The sequence below is a fragment of the Clostridium sp. Marseille-P3244 genome, from assembly GCF_900120155.1.
GTDB lineage: Bacteria > Bacillota > Clostridia > Lachnospirales > Lachnospiraceae > Mediterraneibacter.
Map to the genome: position 1 here is coordinate 2,213,879 of NZ_LT635549.1, position 12,590 is coordinate 2,226,468.

Here is a 12,590-nt window from a genome sequence, read left to right on the forward strand (position 1 = left end):
CTTCACTTCTCCCGCCTGGCCAGCCTGCCGAGCACTCCATTGACAAAGGACGGGCTGTCATCCCCTCCGAATTTCTTGGCCAGCTCCACAGCCTCATTGATAGCGACTCCCTCGGGAATATCCTCATCCCATTTCATCTCATAGACCGCCAGCCGCAGGATCGTCAGGTCTACTTTGTTCATCCTGGAAGTTTTCCATCCCTTTGTATTTTCATTCAGAAGCACGTCGATCTCCGGAACAAGCCGGGCGGCCGCCTCATACTTGTTCTGGATATAGACTTTCTCAGCTTCCGTTGCGTTATCCAATGTCTCAAAATAATACTTCAGATGTTCCGGCATGTCTGCCTCGTCATTAAACTCGATCTGAAACAGCATCTTGAAAATGTGCTCTCTTTGTTTTGACCTTATCATGTCAGTTCCTCTCTTTAATCAATCATACAATTATAGAAAAAGGATGTCTTGCGACATCCTTCTGTCCGCCGGCAGACAGCCATATAAAATGGATCAGTCCTGTCTTTCCATCTCAACGCCGGCCACTTTGATATTGACATCGGCGACTTCGAGGCCTGTCATATTTTCAACGGCATTCTTTACCTTCTCCTGAACCTTGGCCGTCACGTCCATGATATTATAGTTATACTTCATGTTCAGCGCCAAAGATACTGTCACCACACCTTCAAGGACGTCCACTTTCACGCCTTTTGACAGATTCTTTATTCCAAGCTTGGAGATCACTTCATTCGTGATATTACCGGCCATGGAAGAAACGCCCTCTACTTCTGTCGCTGCAAGCGCCGCGATGATCGCCACCACTTCATCCGCGATCTTTACTTCACCCAGGCTCTCGTCGTTCTGAATCGTATAAGTGTTCCTTTCGTCCTTTGCCATATTCAAAACCTCCCGTTTTGTCTAATCTCTTTTTTCATTATAGCAAATATCATTCCGTTTGCAAAGGGAAAGTTCGGGCAGCCGCCTACCGCCCGAATTCTGACAAACGCAGTCCTTCGTTTCTCTCCAGAGTCATGCGGATGCTCCACTCGTGGATAAATAAAAGCAGAGGACGGTCCTTCAGATCTTTGATCTTTTTCATATCTGACGTTCCGCTTAAGTGATCCAGATCGATCTCCTCATTTTCGATCCACCGGATATGCTCATAGGGGAGATGTTCAAGAATGATATCTACATTGTATTCATTTTTCAGCCGATACTTCAGCACATCAAACTGCAGCTCTCCAACTACACCCACGATGATCTCTTCCATACCGGTATTGTATTCCTGAAAAATCTGGATCGCGCCTTCCTGAGCGATCTGATTGATCCCTTTGACAAACTGTTTTCGCTTCATGGTATCCACCTGACGCACTCTGGCAAAATGTTCCGGCGCAAACGTGGGAATACCCTCATAGGCGAATTTCTCTTTTGCTGTGGTCAGAGTATCCCCAATGGAGAAAATACCCGGATCAAACACTCCGATAATATCGCCCCCGTAGGCTTTATCAATGATCCTGCGCTCGCTGGCCATCATCTGCTGGGGCTGGGACAGCCGTACATCCTTTCCTCCCTGCACATGGTACACCGTCATGCCCGCGTCAAACTCTCCGGAACAGATCCGCATAAAGGCGATCCTGTCACGATGGGCCTTGTTCATATTGGCCTGGATTTTAAATACAAAAGCAGAAAAATCTGTCTCTGTCATAGGATCTACAAGTCCTTTATCGGATCTCCTCGGCAGAGGCGAGGTCGTCATGACAAGAAAATGCTTCAGGAATGTCTCCACACCGAAATTAGTCAAAGCAGATCCAAAGAAAACCGGGGAAAGTTCCCCCTTATCCACCAGTTCCTGATCGAATTCGGCAGACGCTCCATCCAGAAGCTCTGTCTCCTCCATCAAAGTCGCTTTCGCCTCTGTTCCGATGAGACTGTCCACCTCCGGATCATTGATGTTCACTTTCTTCACATCCCCCATGGATGTTCCTTTCCGCGTATCAGAAAACAGGTCTACCTCTTTCTTTTGACGGTCGTATACTCCCTTAAATCCTTTTCCTGACCCGATCGGCCAGTTTACCGGACATGTGGGTATCCCCAGTTCCTTTTCAATATCATCCAGCAGATCAAAGGTATCCTTCGCGTCACGATCCATTTTATTAATAAAAGTAAAGATCGGGATATGCCGCATGGCGCAGACCTTGAACAGCTTTCTTGTCTGAGCTTCCACACCTTTGGACGCGTCAATGACCATTACCGCTGAATCCGCCGCCATCAGAGTACGGTACGTATCTTCCGAGAAATCCTGATGTCCCGGTGTGTCAAGAATATTAATACAGTATCCGTCATAGTTAAACTGCAGCACAGAGGAAGTGACTGAGATTCCTCTTTCTTTCTCGATTTCCATCCAGTCCGAAACCGCATGCTTTGCCGTAGCCTTTCCCTTTACGGAACCGGCCTGATTGATAACGCCCCCATACAACAGGAATTTTTCCGTCAAAGTCGTCTTTCCCGCGTCCGGGTGGGAAATGATGGCAAAAGTTCTCCTCTTTTTTATCTCATTCATTATTTCTGACATAATTTTCACTCTCTATACTTTCTTACTTGATTCACGATCGGACAGGGAAAAAATAACAGCGCCGATGTGCATCGACGCTATTATACTCGCTTTTTATACTGCATGCAATATGAAAATCTCCCGGTCCCGCTCATGCCCAATCCTTATTTCCGCACATAAGCAGCAATCGGGCGTCTATTCATGGATCGGCGTAATCACCACATTTTCCGGCGCGATATCTGTCTTTCTGGAGACGATATCCTCGATCTGAGCCCGGTTCGCATCGGTAAGTTCATCTGCCTTAACTACAATATCCGCGGAATCTGCGTCAAGACTTACAACCGCCTCAGAGAATCCTTTGGATGCCATCAGGGTTTCGATGGCCGCTTCCTGTTCCGCGATCTGTGTCATCTGTACCATCTGATCTACCGCGTTCTGCTTCTCCACATCGGTCAAGTTGGTGTTGTCGATGATCGCCTGCAGAGTCTCTTTATTCTGAGCCCGCACCTGTTCTCTTGTCACTTTTGCCTGTGCCACGGTGGTCTCCGCGGTGCCGCTTGTCAGAACCGCCTCTCCCGGAGTCCCTTCTACTTCAGAATCGTTGCTCTCAATATCCTCAGTCCCTGTCTCAATATCCTCCTGGGAAATATCCAGGAGTTCCTGGTTGGCAAGATCCGCGTTTGCTTCCTCCGTGCCTTTTTCTGACTGTCCGAACAGCTTCCCGGAATAGTTCAGGTATCCGGCGATCGCGATCATAACCGCCAAAGTAGCAATAATGATCTGGTTTTTCTTAAAGATCCGTTTCACTTTTTCAGTCCTCCTTTTATGTATAAGCCCGTTTCATTATTTTAATCTTATGCGCCTCAACACCGAATAATGCCTGAACCGCCTCCGTAATATCCTGCGCGGCGACAGCGTCGTCACCCCCATCCGCGATCACTACCACACCCGCGATCTCCGGGCTCAGTTCTTTACTCACATAAGGGGTGGAAGAGCCATCCGAGTCCTGTACATAGATACTGGTCTTATCTGACGACCGATCTTCCACGCTCCTGGTCCCGCCCTCACTGTCTGTCTCTTCTGTCGTCTGCCCGGAGCTGGACTGATCTTTCTCTATGATCTTCTGTCCGCCGGATTCCAGTGTGATCATTACGGTCACTTCCCCCACTCCTTCCACCTGACTTAAAATCTTAGCAGTCTTTTCTTCCAGATATTCTTCGTAATCGCCTGTACTGCTCAGATCTGCCGTACTTTGGACACCTTCATCTGCAAGATCCGCTTCGTTGTCTGTCCTGCCAGGCACCGGAAACACAATGACAAGAAGGAGCAGTCCCACAAGGAAAAGAATAAGGAGCTGATTCTTCCTGGGAAGCTTTTCTCCTGAGCGGAACCCGCCAAGCCACTCCTTCCATTTTTTATTCTCCAATTTCTATCTCCCCCACTTCGATCCGGGTTTCTGCTTCTGCGCTTTCCACTCCGGAAGATCCGTCCGATACCGGGATCTGCTCCGAAAGAATGTCTGTCAGTCCCGCTTCTTCATAGATCTCTTCTGCCTTCTGGATCTCCCTTCTCCTCATTTCATACTCTGCTCCGCTGTAGATCTCCCGGAATCTGTCTTCCATTCCGAACAGTTTCAGCACCGGTGTAAATAGAAGAAGAATCAGGATCAGCCCGGAAAAGAACCGGATATATTTTACATAGTCTTTTCCGGGTACGGCATGCATCACAGCAGTTATCACTACAAGAAAAACCGCAATATTCCCGAGCCATTCACAGATCTGATCCAACATAAACTCAGCCCTTTCTCCGGAGAACCCGGCAATCTCGTTTTCTCAGGATGTGGACGCTGCCACGACCGCGATGGTCAGCAAAAACAGGATCCCGGAAGTGAAAATGACCCGGACCATCAGTTCATATCCTTCACTGACCCCGCTGATGCATGCGGTAATCCTCTTGTCAGATACCGGCTGTACCAGTGCCGCGGCCAGCTTATACATGAATGCCATCACCAGCATCTGGAGGACAGGTACCGCGCAGATCAGGACCGCGATAATAGCCCCGGCCATACCTATCCCGTTTTTAATCAGCACAGCAGTACCAAGAACAATCTCAGAGGCTCCGCCCAGGGCGTTTCCCACCCAGGGCAGAGCCTCTGCCGTCCGGGTAAGGGCACTCCTCTTCAGTGTATCAATGGCCGGTCCCAGCAGCCCCTGCACCACGTTGACGCCTACGATCCCTGCCATCAGCGCGTTAAGAAGCCAGGTCACCACTTTTTTTATGAGATCCGCGAATTCTGACAAAAACGGCTCCTCCGTAAGACTGCCCAACACCCGGATCATGATATAAATATTGATCACTGGAAGGAGAAAACGGACAATGACTAATTCCACCACATAAATCAGAAACAGGATCACATTGTAGAAGAACAGGGAGGTCACACTTCCCGACGCAAATGCCACAGCCAGAAAATAGCTGGGACAAAGTACCTGCATAAAATCTGTCAGAGAACCCAGCTTCTCTTCTACACCCTGAGCGGCCGTCTGAAAGGAGGTCAGACACAGTGTGATCAGCAGCATATACAGCACATAGAAACTGATCTCGGAAATCTGTCTGCTCTGAAATGCCCCCGCGAAATTAGTAAACACCGCCGCGGTCAGAGCCACCAGGACCACATAGACCAGATTATGACGATTATAATTGAATTCATAAGCGATCTGGTCCGACAGGAAATCAAGGAACATCCCGCCTGCTTCCTTGGCGTCTCCTGACATCAGGGAAGCGACAACTTCACCAAAAGACATCTTTTCTCCGGGGAACATCTCTTTTAAGCTGTCCTCTATCTGGTCAAAATCAAATTCTGACATCAGCGCGTCTTCTGCTGTTTCCTGGATCCAGTCCTCTTCCTGAGTCTGGTCCTCTTCTTTGGCCGGATCATACTCTTTGGCATTTACTATTTTTGTGCCAAGACTGAAAACCAAAACTACCAGCAATACTGTAAGAAGGAATCCGCTTTTTCTTCCGTTCATGACAAAAACTCCCGTATTGTCTCCAGCAGAGCCATCAGTACAGGCATCCCGAGAGCGAGTATTGTCAATTTCGCGAATATTTCAATCTGCCCCGCAATGGTCTGGTATCCGGCGTCTTTACAGATTCCGGAGGAAAATTCCGCAATATAGGTAATTCCTATCATCTTTAAAAGAGCTGACAGATAGCCTGCATCCATATCAATGTAAGAGGAAATCTGCTCCACTGTCTCTACAAAGATCCCCAGCCGGTCCACGATAAACGCGAAGAGCAAAATTCCCGCGGCCATACTGACATAGATCCCATATTCTGCTTTTCCGCCTTTCATCTGTACCGCGAGGACCGCTCCTACCACTCCGATGATGCCGACCTGCATCACACTCATCTGTTCACCTCCAGATATCTTTCCTGTCCATGCGGCGGTTCTCGATCCGAAGATCTTCCATCCGTTGCGGCACTACAGCGAAAACAGCTGACGGATTGACAGGAACAGGTCATAAATATAAGGCAGTACCCAGGACAATACCAGGATCAGTCCGGCAAGACTGGCAAGAAATGCCTGTTCCTCCCTTCCGCTGTGTTTCAGCACCTGTCCGAGAATGGATACAAGTATTCCTACTGCCGCGATTTTAAAAATAAGATTGATATTCATTCTTCCTCCCAGTTCAGAGCAGGATCACAATGAAAAAAATACCGCTCATCACTCCCAGACATCTGCTGATCCTTATCTTTGCCGCAAGACCTTCCCGCAGTTTTTCTGTCTCCAGATCCATACGGTTTAAATACAGCTGCATGGTCTGGTCCAGAGTATCCGCCTCCAGGCTGCCGAGAAAAGTCCCCGGTTCCTTTATCAAGATCACATGCTCATATTTCAGATCCAGCGCCTTTAAATATTTATCAACGCATCTGCTCCAGGTCCTGGCAAAACTTGTCTCTTCCCGCATCCTGATCTCCCGGGCCGTCTTATTCAGCCATAATCTGTATGGTTCCCTGACTCTCTTTGCCACCTGTGCAAGCACTTCCGGGAGAGGGGCATGGGTGTACCCGATCTCTCCTTTAATAAGACTAAGAACATAACGCAGATACAGAAGTCTTTCCAGATATAGTTTCATTTCCCTTCCATATACATATCCTGCTCCTGCCGTCGCTGTCAGGACTAAAAGCCCACCGATCAATTTCTGCACAGCACACTCCCCCGCTCGTCGTAGATTGCCCGGATCTCACCGGGATGCTTTTCGCTGCTCAGGACTACATACCGCTCAAACATCCTCCGCCGGATCAATTCACCGAGGACCGGTTTTTTCGTAGCCTCATCCATATCCAGACCATGGACACTGGCGATCAGTTTACATCCGCACTGCATGGCGTACTCAATCGCGTGGATATCTTCACTGGTACCGATCTCATCCACAGCAATGACCTGTGGCGACATGGAACGGATCAACATGATCATTCCCTCGGCTTTCGGACAGCAGTCCAGTATATCTGTTCTTGTCCCAAGATGATTCTGGGCAATGCCGAGATAGCATCCTCCCAGTTCTGACCGCTCATCTACCACGCCTACGGAACAACCTTTTACATATTGGTTACCGTCTGATATCTGACGGATCAGATCACGGATGATCGTTGTCTTCCCGCATCCCGGAGGCGATATGATCAAGGTATGACATACCTGGCGGTTTTTTGTGATATATGGGAGAAGATCGTCCGCGCATCCGATCACTTCATGGGATACCCGGATATTGACAGATGATATGTACTGGATATTTTTCACCTTTTCCTGATCCATGATCACTTTTCCTGCCACTCCTACTCTGTGTCCTCCTTCCACTGTCAGAAATCCCTGTCTCAGTTCATTTTCATAAGCATACATCGAATAATGGCTGATATAATCCATCGTCTCCCGCACTTCTTCTTTCGTAGTGATGTGGGGGCCGTTCTTTTTCGGAAGCACTGCTTCTTCATTTCCCATGATCACCCTTACCGGCTGGCCCGCACGAAGCCGTATTTCCTGAAGTTTTTCAAAATCCGGCACTTCTTCTTCCACGATCCTGCGCACGCTTTTTGCCAGGATACTCAATATTTGTGTTTTTCTATCCCTTCTTTCCATCTTGTCCACCTCTTTACACAATATATGAGGCGACTTCCAAAATATTCCTGAAATCTGAGTTTGTTGAGGGGTGGATGTGGACGCCGGAGGGAAGGAAGAGGATATCCATCTCGGGCACGCTTTCGCTCGGGGCTGCAACGCAGCGGCACATAAGGGCGCAAAAAACGCGCCCCAAATGCCGGCGTTGCTGCACGGCCCTCGATGGACACCTCTTCCTTCCCCGTCTTCCTATCCAACCTCCTCAACAATCTCGCGATTTAGAAGTGATTGCGAAAGCAGAACGTTATCGACACCCAGGCGGAGTAAGCAGCATCCTGCCGCTTACTCCGTCATAATAACCTTTGGTCTCGTAAATGTCTTTTTCTCCAATACGGCTCCCATCCCCTACTACTTTCAAATCGCGGGTTTGCTGCGGAGGATGAATCATGACGCAGGAAGAAATGGATAAAGTGCAGGAAAGGAGAAAAATACCGGTCGGAAGAACGTTTCTGCGGCGGCAGATGGGTGGACCGGTGACTTTGGAGGAATCCGCAGGAAAAACTTAAGGGACTTAGGATCCGCCATTAAGCAATCCGATGAGATTGTCTGAGCGAACGCGAGTTGCTCATCGGATTGCTTTGTATTTAGGCGGGTTCTAAGTCCCTTTATGTTTTCCCGGATTCTGGAACGGAGGCGGGGACACCTATTCTGTTGCCGCAGAATACGTCTTTCGATGCCAGCTTTTTCTATTTCCCTAAGCTTAATCCATCCTCCCCGGCGTCTCCTGAATCACCCCGGCAAACTCAGATTTTAACCTGTCCGTAATATGCGTTGGCTCCGTGTTTTCGGTAATAGTGTTTGTCCTGCAGTTCCTGGGGCGCCGGCATATTCCGGGGATTGATCATCTCGCAGCGGGCTGCCATCTTCGCGACTTCTTCCAGTACCACCGCGTTGTGTACCGCCTCTTTTGCATCCTTCCCCCAGGTAAACGGGCCGTGATTTTTGCACAGCACAGCCGGCATTGCCTCGTAATCCCTGCCGTTTCTCTCAAACTCGTCCGCAATAAGGATACCCGTATTTTTCTCGTAGGCTTCTTCGATCTCTTCTTCCGTCAGGTTACGTACACAGGGCACTTCTCCGTACAGATAATCCGCATGGGTCGTTCCATAGCAGGGAATCCCCCGTCCTGCCTGGGCCCAGCTGGTCGCCCAGGAGGAATGTGTGTGCACAACACCGCCGATCTTTGGAAAACGATTATACAGTACTACGTGGGTAGCTGTATCGGAGGATGGATTATAATCACCTTCTACCTTCCTGCCATCCAGATCGACCACCACCATATCTTCCGGGCAAAGCCTGTCATACTCCACGCCGCTGGGCTTGATGACAAACAGGCCTCTCTCCCGGTCAATGCCGCTTACATTTCCCCAGGTAAAGGTAACCAGGCCGTATCTGGGGAGCAGCATATTCGCTTCATATACTTCTTTTTTTAACTGTTCCAGCATGATATTCTTCTCCTTTTACACAGATTCAGTCAAGATATTCTCCGGCGGCCTGCTCAATGGCGATCCCTTTTTTATATCTCTCGATAAATGTGTCAAATCCGTCCACATCCTTTTGATCGGGATCCATACTTACACCTTTGCTGCCTGCGAAAACTTTACTGTCGAGATAAGCACCCAGAGTCTCTCCCTGTGTTCTGTGCAGCATATAGGAGGCAAGCAGCGCCATACCCCACGGGCCTCCCTCACCTGCAGTCTCCATAACAGATACAGGAGAATGGATGGCCGCTGCCAGTATTTTCTGTCCGACGCCTTTTGTCTTAAAAAGTCCTCCATGTCCCAGGATCGTATCGATCGCCACATGTTCCTCTTTCAGTAGAATATCCATCCCTACCTTCAACGCGCCCAGCGCGGTAAAAAGATGAGCCCGCATAAAATTCGACAGATTAAATCTGCTCTCCGGGGTCCTGACAAACATCGGACGTCCTTCCGCCACACCTGTAATATTTTCTCCTGAGAGATAACCGTAGGCTAAAAGGCCTCCGCAGTCCGGGTCGCCTTCAAGCGCTTTATTGTACAGCGTGCCAAACAGCTGATTCATATCCACATCGATTCCGAAGCTCTCGGCAAACTCCCGGAAGAGGCCGACCCACGCGTTCAGATCGGATGTACAGTTATTTGCGTGTACCATGGCTACAGGGCTTCCATCCGGAGTCGTGACAAGATCGATCTCAGGATGAACATTCTCAAGTTCTTTTTCCAGTACCACCATGGCAAATACAGAAGTGCCTGCAGACACGTTTCCTGTCCTTTTCTCCACGCTGTTGGTGGCAGCCATCCCGGTCCCCGCGTCACCTTCCGGAGGGCAAAGGGGACACCCGGCCTCCAAGATGCCGCTGGGATCAAGAAGCGCCGCCCCTTCTTTCGTCAGAACTCCTGCATTCTCCCCTGCTGTCAGGACTTTTGGCAGAATCTCTCTGAGCTTCCAGGGCAGATTTTCTTCTTGCATGAGCTCATCAAACCGGTCCATCATGCTTTCGTCATAATTCTTTTTATCTACATCGATGGGGAACATTCCGGAAGCGTCACCAATCCCGATCACTTTTTCTCCGGTCAGCTTCCAGTGGATATAACCTGCAAGGGTCGTAAAAAAGTCTACCTGTGGCACATGTTCCTCTTTGTTGAGGACTGCCTGATACAGATGCGCGATACTCCATCTCTGAGGAATATTAAAATGGAACAGTTCCGTCAGAGCCTCCGCGGCATCTCCTGTGATCCCGTTTCTCCAGGTACGGAAAGGCACGAGAAGCTCTCCTTCCTTATCGAAGGCCATATACCCGTGCATCATCGCGCTGAAGCCCACCGCTCCCAGTTTACAAAGCTTCACATTATATTTTTCTTTTACATCCAGAACCAGATTTCTGTAACTGTCCTGAACGCCGGTCCAGATATCTTCCAGTGTATATGTCCAGATACCGTTCTCCAGACGATTCTCCCACTGATGATCTCCTGAAGCGATCGGATTATGCTCCTCATCGATAAGTACAGCCTTGATCCGAGTCGATCCCAATTCAATTCCGAGGACGGCCCTGCCTTCCTCTATCATTTCTTTTACATTGCTCATATTCACACTCTCCTGTCAGTATATACTGAGTCAGGGGCCGATCCCAGACGCCGGTCTGCCGGCCGCGTCTCCGGCAGTTTTCGGCGGATGGTACCGGCCCCTGTCTGGTTTTCTATCTCCTGTATGCCGCGCTGTTCCAGCGAAGTTCGTTCTTAAACTGGCGAATGGTCGTATCCTTGTCGATGTAAACGGCCTCGATACCCATAAATTCAGCCCAGTCTCCCATCTGCTCCGCCGTCAGGTCATAGGAAAACGCAGTGTGGTGTGCTCCTCCCGCAAGGATCCACGCCTCCGCTCCTGTCTGAAGGTTCGGTTCCGGTGTCCAGAACGCGGTCGCGACCGGCAGCTTCGGCATCGGTTTTTCCACTTTCTTGCAGTTCACATTATTGATGATAAGGCGGAAACGGTCACCCAGATCGATCAGAGATGTGGCAACAGCAGAACCTGTCTTGGCTGTAAACACCAGTCTTGCCGGATCTTCTCTTTCTCCCATGGAAAGTGGCTGCTCCCGGATGATGATCCTTCCGTCAGCGATCGTCGGACACACTTCCAGCATATGTGCCTGAAGGATCCCCTCTTTGCCTGGAACAAGATTGTATGTATAATCTTCCATAAAGGACGTTCCTTTGGCGTCCTTCATGCCTTCTGTCATAATCTTCATGACTCGTACCATAGCGGCTGTCTTCCAGTCCCCCTCAGCGCCGAATCCGTACCCCTTCTCCATCAGTCTCTGGATCGCAAGGCCCGGAAGCTGTTTCAAAGATCCCAGATCTCCGAAATGAGTCACGATCGCCTGATAATTTCTGTCCTCCAGGAATTTTTCAAATCCGATCTCGATCCCTGCCTGTACAGCTACATGCTCACGGAATTCTTTCCCATCCCTTCCTTCCAGAAGAATCTCATATTTGTCATAGTATTCCTGAACAAGCGCGTCGATGTCTCCCCTGGAAACACTCTCCACCTCAGCGGCGATCTCATTCACCGGATAAGCGTCCACTTCCCAGCCGAATCTGATCTGAGCTTCTACCTTGTCACCTTCTGTGACTGCCACATTTCTCATATTATCAGCGATACGCATAACACGGATATGGCTGCTCTCGATGATACCAACCGCCGTCCGCATCCAGGATCCGATCTTCTTCTGCACATCCTCATCTGCCCAGTATCCCATGATCACCTTGCGTTCCATATGAAGACGGCTGAAAATGTGGCCGTACTCTCTGTCTCCATGGGCGGCCTGATTCTCATTCATGAAATCCATGTCAATGGAGTCGTACGGGATCTCCCGATTGAACTGTGTGTGCAGGTGAAGCAGAGGCTTTCTGTACTCCTGCAGTCCCAGAATCCATGATTTGGCAGGAGAGAATGTGTGCATCCATGTAATCACCCCCGCACAGTTCTCATCCATATTGGCTTCGTTAAATGTTTTCCTGATCAGTTCGTTGGTGATCAGAGTCGGTTTCCACACAACTTCATATGGAAGATTTCCTGAAGCATTAAGTTCCTCTACAATCTTTCTTGAGTGATCTGCCACATGTGCGAGGCACTCATCCCCATACAGATCCTGCGATCCTGTGCAGAACCAGAACTGATATTTTTTCGTCTTTAACATCCCATTGTCTCCCTTCTGTACTGTTTTTTCTCACGTGCCGCACCATGCCTTGTATCATATGAAAGATAAAGAACATTTCCGGCGCTGATCCATTTTTAATATATCCAATTTTTCTCATTCCGGAAATCAAGAATCTTTCGCAAAAGGGAGGATTATTTTATTTTTTTCTCATCCTCTTCTGTTTTTGTTTGTTTTTTT

14 protein-coding genes are annotated in these 12,590 nt (G+C 49.1%); all 14 read right to left on the reverse strand.

Features of this window, described 5'->3' with window-relative positions:
* Nucleotides 1-2 precede the first annotated feature (2 nt).
* Entirely contained in the window at nucleotides 3-410 is a 408-nt protein-coding gene (gene nusB, locus BQ7367_RS12320) for a transcription antitermination factor NusB (RefSeq protein WP_072525707.1), read from the reverse strand.
* Between the two features lie 93 nt (nucleotides 411-503).
* A complete protein-coding gene (locus BQ7367_RS12325; RefSeq protein WP_072525708.1) occupies nucleotides 504-887 on the reverse strand; it encodes an Asp23/Gls24 family envelope stress response protein in 384 nt (127 codons plus the stop codon).
* Nucleotides 888-972: 85 nt separating this feature from the next.
* Complete coding sequence (locus BQ7367_RS12330; RefSeq protein ID WP_072525709.1) at nucleotides 973-2,562, reverse strand: peptide chain release factor 3; 1,590 nt, start codon at nucleotides 2,560-2,562, stop codon at nucleotides 973-975.
* Between the two features lie 174 nt (nucleotides 2,563-2,736).
* Nucleotides 2,737-3,348: a SpoIIIAH-like family protein gene (locus BQ7367_RS12335; RefSeq protein WP_072525710.1), complete on the reverse strand. Its 612-nt coding sequence runs from the start codon at nucleotides 3,346-3,348 to the stop codon at nucleotides 2,737-2,739.
* A gap of 16 nt (nucleotides 3,349-3,364) precedes the next feature.
* On the reverse strand, nucleotides 3,365-3,967 hold the full coding sequence (locus BQ7367_RS12340) for a stage III sporulation protein AG (protein WP_072525711.1): 603 nt from the start codon (nucleotides 3,965-3,967) through the stop codon (nucleotides 3,365-3,367).
* Entirely contained in the window at nucleotides 3,957-4,331 is a 375-nt protein-coding gene (locus BQ7367_RS12345; protein ID WP_072525712.1) for a stage III sporulation protein AF, read from the reverse strand. The genes BQ7367_RS12340 and BQ7367_RS12345 overlap by 11 nt, the downstream gene beginning before the upstream one ends.
* A gap of 42 nt (nucleotides 4,332-4,373) precedes the next feature.
* Nucleotides 4,374-5,567 (reverse strand): stage III sporulation protein AE, encoded by a 1,194-nt coding sequence (locus tag BQ7367_RS12350; protein WP_072525713.1) that lies wholly within the window; start codon nucleotides 5,565-5,567, stop codon nucleotides 4,374-4,376.
* Nucleotides 5,564-5,950 carry a stage III sporulation protein AD gene (gene spoIIIAD / locus BQ7367_RS12355; RefSeq protein ID WP_072525714.1) on the reverse strand — a complete coding sequence of 129 codons (387 nt, stop codon included), beginning with the start codon at nucleotides 5,948-5,950 and terminating at the stop codon, nucleotides 5,564-5,566. The genes BQ7367_RS12350 and spoIIIAD overlap by 4 nt, the downstream gene beginning before the upstream one ends.
* A 72-nt stretch (nucleotides 5,951-6,022) precedes the next feature.
* Nucleotides 6,023-6,217, reverse strand: coding sequence for a stage III sporulation protein AC (spoIIIAC, locus tag BQ7367_RS12360; protein ID WP_072525715.1), 195 nt, complete (start codon nucleotides 6,215-6,217; stop codon nucleotides 6,023-6,025).
* A gap of 13 nt (nucleotides 6,218-6,230) precedes the next feature.
* Complete coding sequence (locus tag BQ7367_RS12365; protein WP_072525716.1) at nucleotides 6,231-6,749, reverse strand: stage III sporulation protein AB; 519 nt, start codon at nucleotides 6,747-6,749, stop codon at nucleotides 6,231-6,233.
* On the reverse strand, nucleotides 6,737-7,675 hold the full coding sequence (gene spoIIIAA, locus BQ7367_RS12370; protein ID WP_072525717.1) for a stage III sporulation protein AA: 939 nt from the start codon (nucleotides 7,673-7,675) through the stop codon (nucleotides 6,737-6,739). Before spoIIIAA ends, BQ7367_RS12365 begins: the two co-directional genes overlap by 13 nt.
* Nucleotides 7,676-8,457: 782 nt before the next feature.
* Entirely contained in the window at nucleotides 8,458-9,159 is a 702-nt protein-coding gene (locus tag BQ7367_RS12375) for an L-ribulose-5-phosphate 4-epimerase (RefSeq protein WP_072525718.1), read from the reverse strand.
* 25 nt (nucleotides 9,160-9,184) lie between these two features.
* The gene (locus BQ7367_RS12380) at nucleotides 9,185-10,780 is read right to left on the reverse strand and encodes a xylulokinase (protein ID WP_072525719.1); all 1,596 of its coding nucleotides are present in this window, start codon (nucleotides 10,778-10,780) and stop codon (nucleotides 9,185-9,187) included.
* 112 nt (nucleotides 10,781-10,892) lie between these two features.
* The gene (gene araA, locus BQ7367_RS12385) at nucleotides 10,893-12,392 is read right to left on the reverse strand and encodes an L-arabinose isomerase (RefSeq protein WP_072525720.1); all 1,500 of its coding nucleotides are present in this window, start codon (nucleotides 12,390-12,392) and stop codon (nucleotides 10,893-10,895) included.
* Between the last annotated feature and the right edge of the window lie 198 nt (nucleotides 12,393-12,590).

Coding starts and splice junctions, on each gene's coding strand:
- spoIIIAC (WP_072525715.1), bottom strand. CDS start 6,217: ATGAATATCAATCTTATTTTTAAAATCGCGGCAGTAGGAATACTTGTA.
- BQ7367_RS12380 (WP_072525719.1), bottom strand. CDS start 10,780: ATGAGCAATGTAAAAGAAATGATAGAGGAAGGCAGGGCCGTCCTCGGA.
- spoIIIAA (WP_072525717.1), bottom strand. CDS start 7,675: ATGGAAAGAAGGGATAGAAAAACACAAATATTGAGTATCCTGGCAAAA.
- BQ7367_RS12345 (WP_072525712.1), bottom strand. CDS start 4,331: ATGTTGGATCAGATCTGTGAATGGCTCGGGAATATTGCGGTTTTTCTT.
- BQ7367_RS12375 (WP_072525718.1), bottom strand. CDS start 9,159: ATGCTGGAACAGTTAAAAAAAGAAGTATATGAAGCGAATATGCTGCTC.
- spoIIIAD (WP_072525714.1), bottom strand. CDS start 5,950: ATGAGTGTGATGCAGGTCGGCATCATCGGAGTGGTAGGAGCGGTCCTC.
- BQ7367_RS12325 (WP_072525708.1), bottom strand. CDS start 887: ATGGCAAAGGACGAAAGGAACACTTATACGATTCAGAACGACGAGAGC.
- BQ7367_RS12350 (WP_072525713.1), bottom strand. CDS start 5,567: ATGAACGGAAGAAAAAGCGGATTCCTTCTTACAGTATTGCTGGTAGTT.
- nusB (WP_072525707.1), bottom strand. CDS start 410: ATGATAAGGTCAAAACAAAGAGAGCACATTTTCAAGATGCTGTTTCAG.
- araA (WP_072525720.1), bottom strand. CDS start 12,392: ATGTTAAAGACGAAAAAATATCAGTTCTGGTTCTGCACAGGATCGCAG.
- BQ7367_RS12330 (WP_072525709.1), bottom strand. CDS start 2,562: ATGTCAGAAATAATGAATGAGATAAAAAAGAGGAGAACTTTTGCCATC.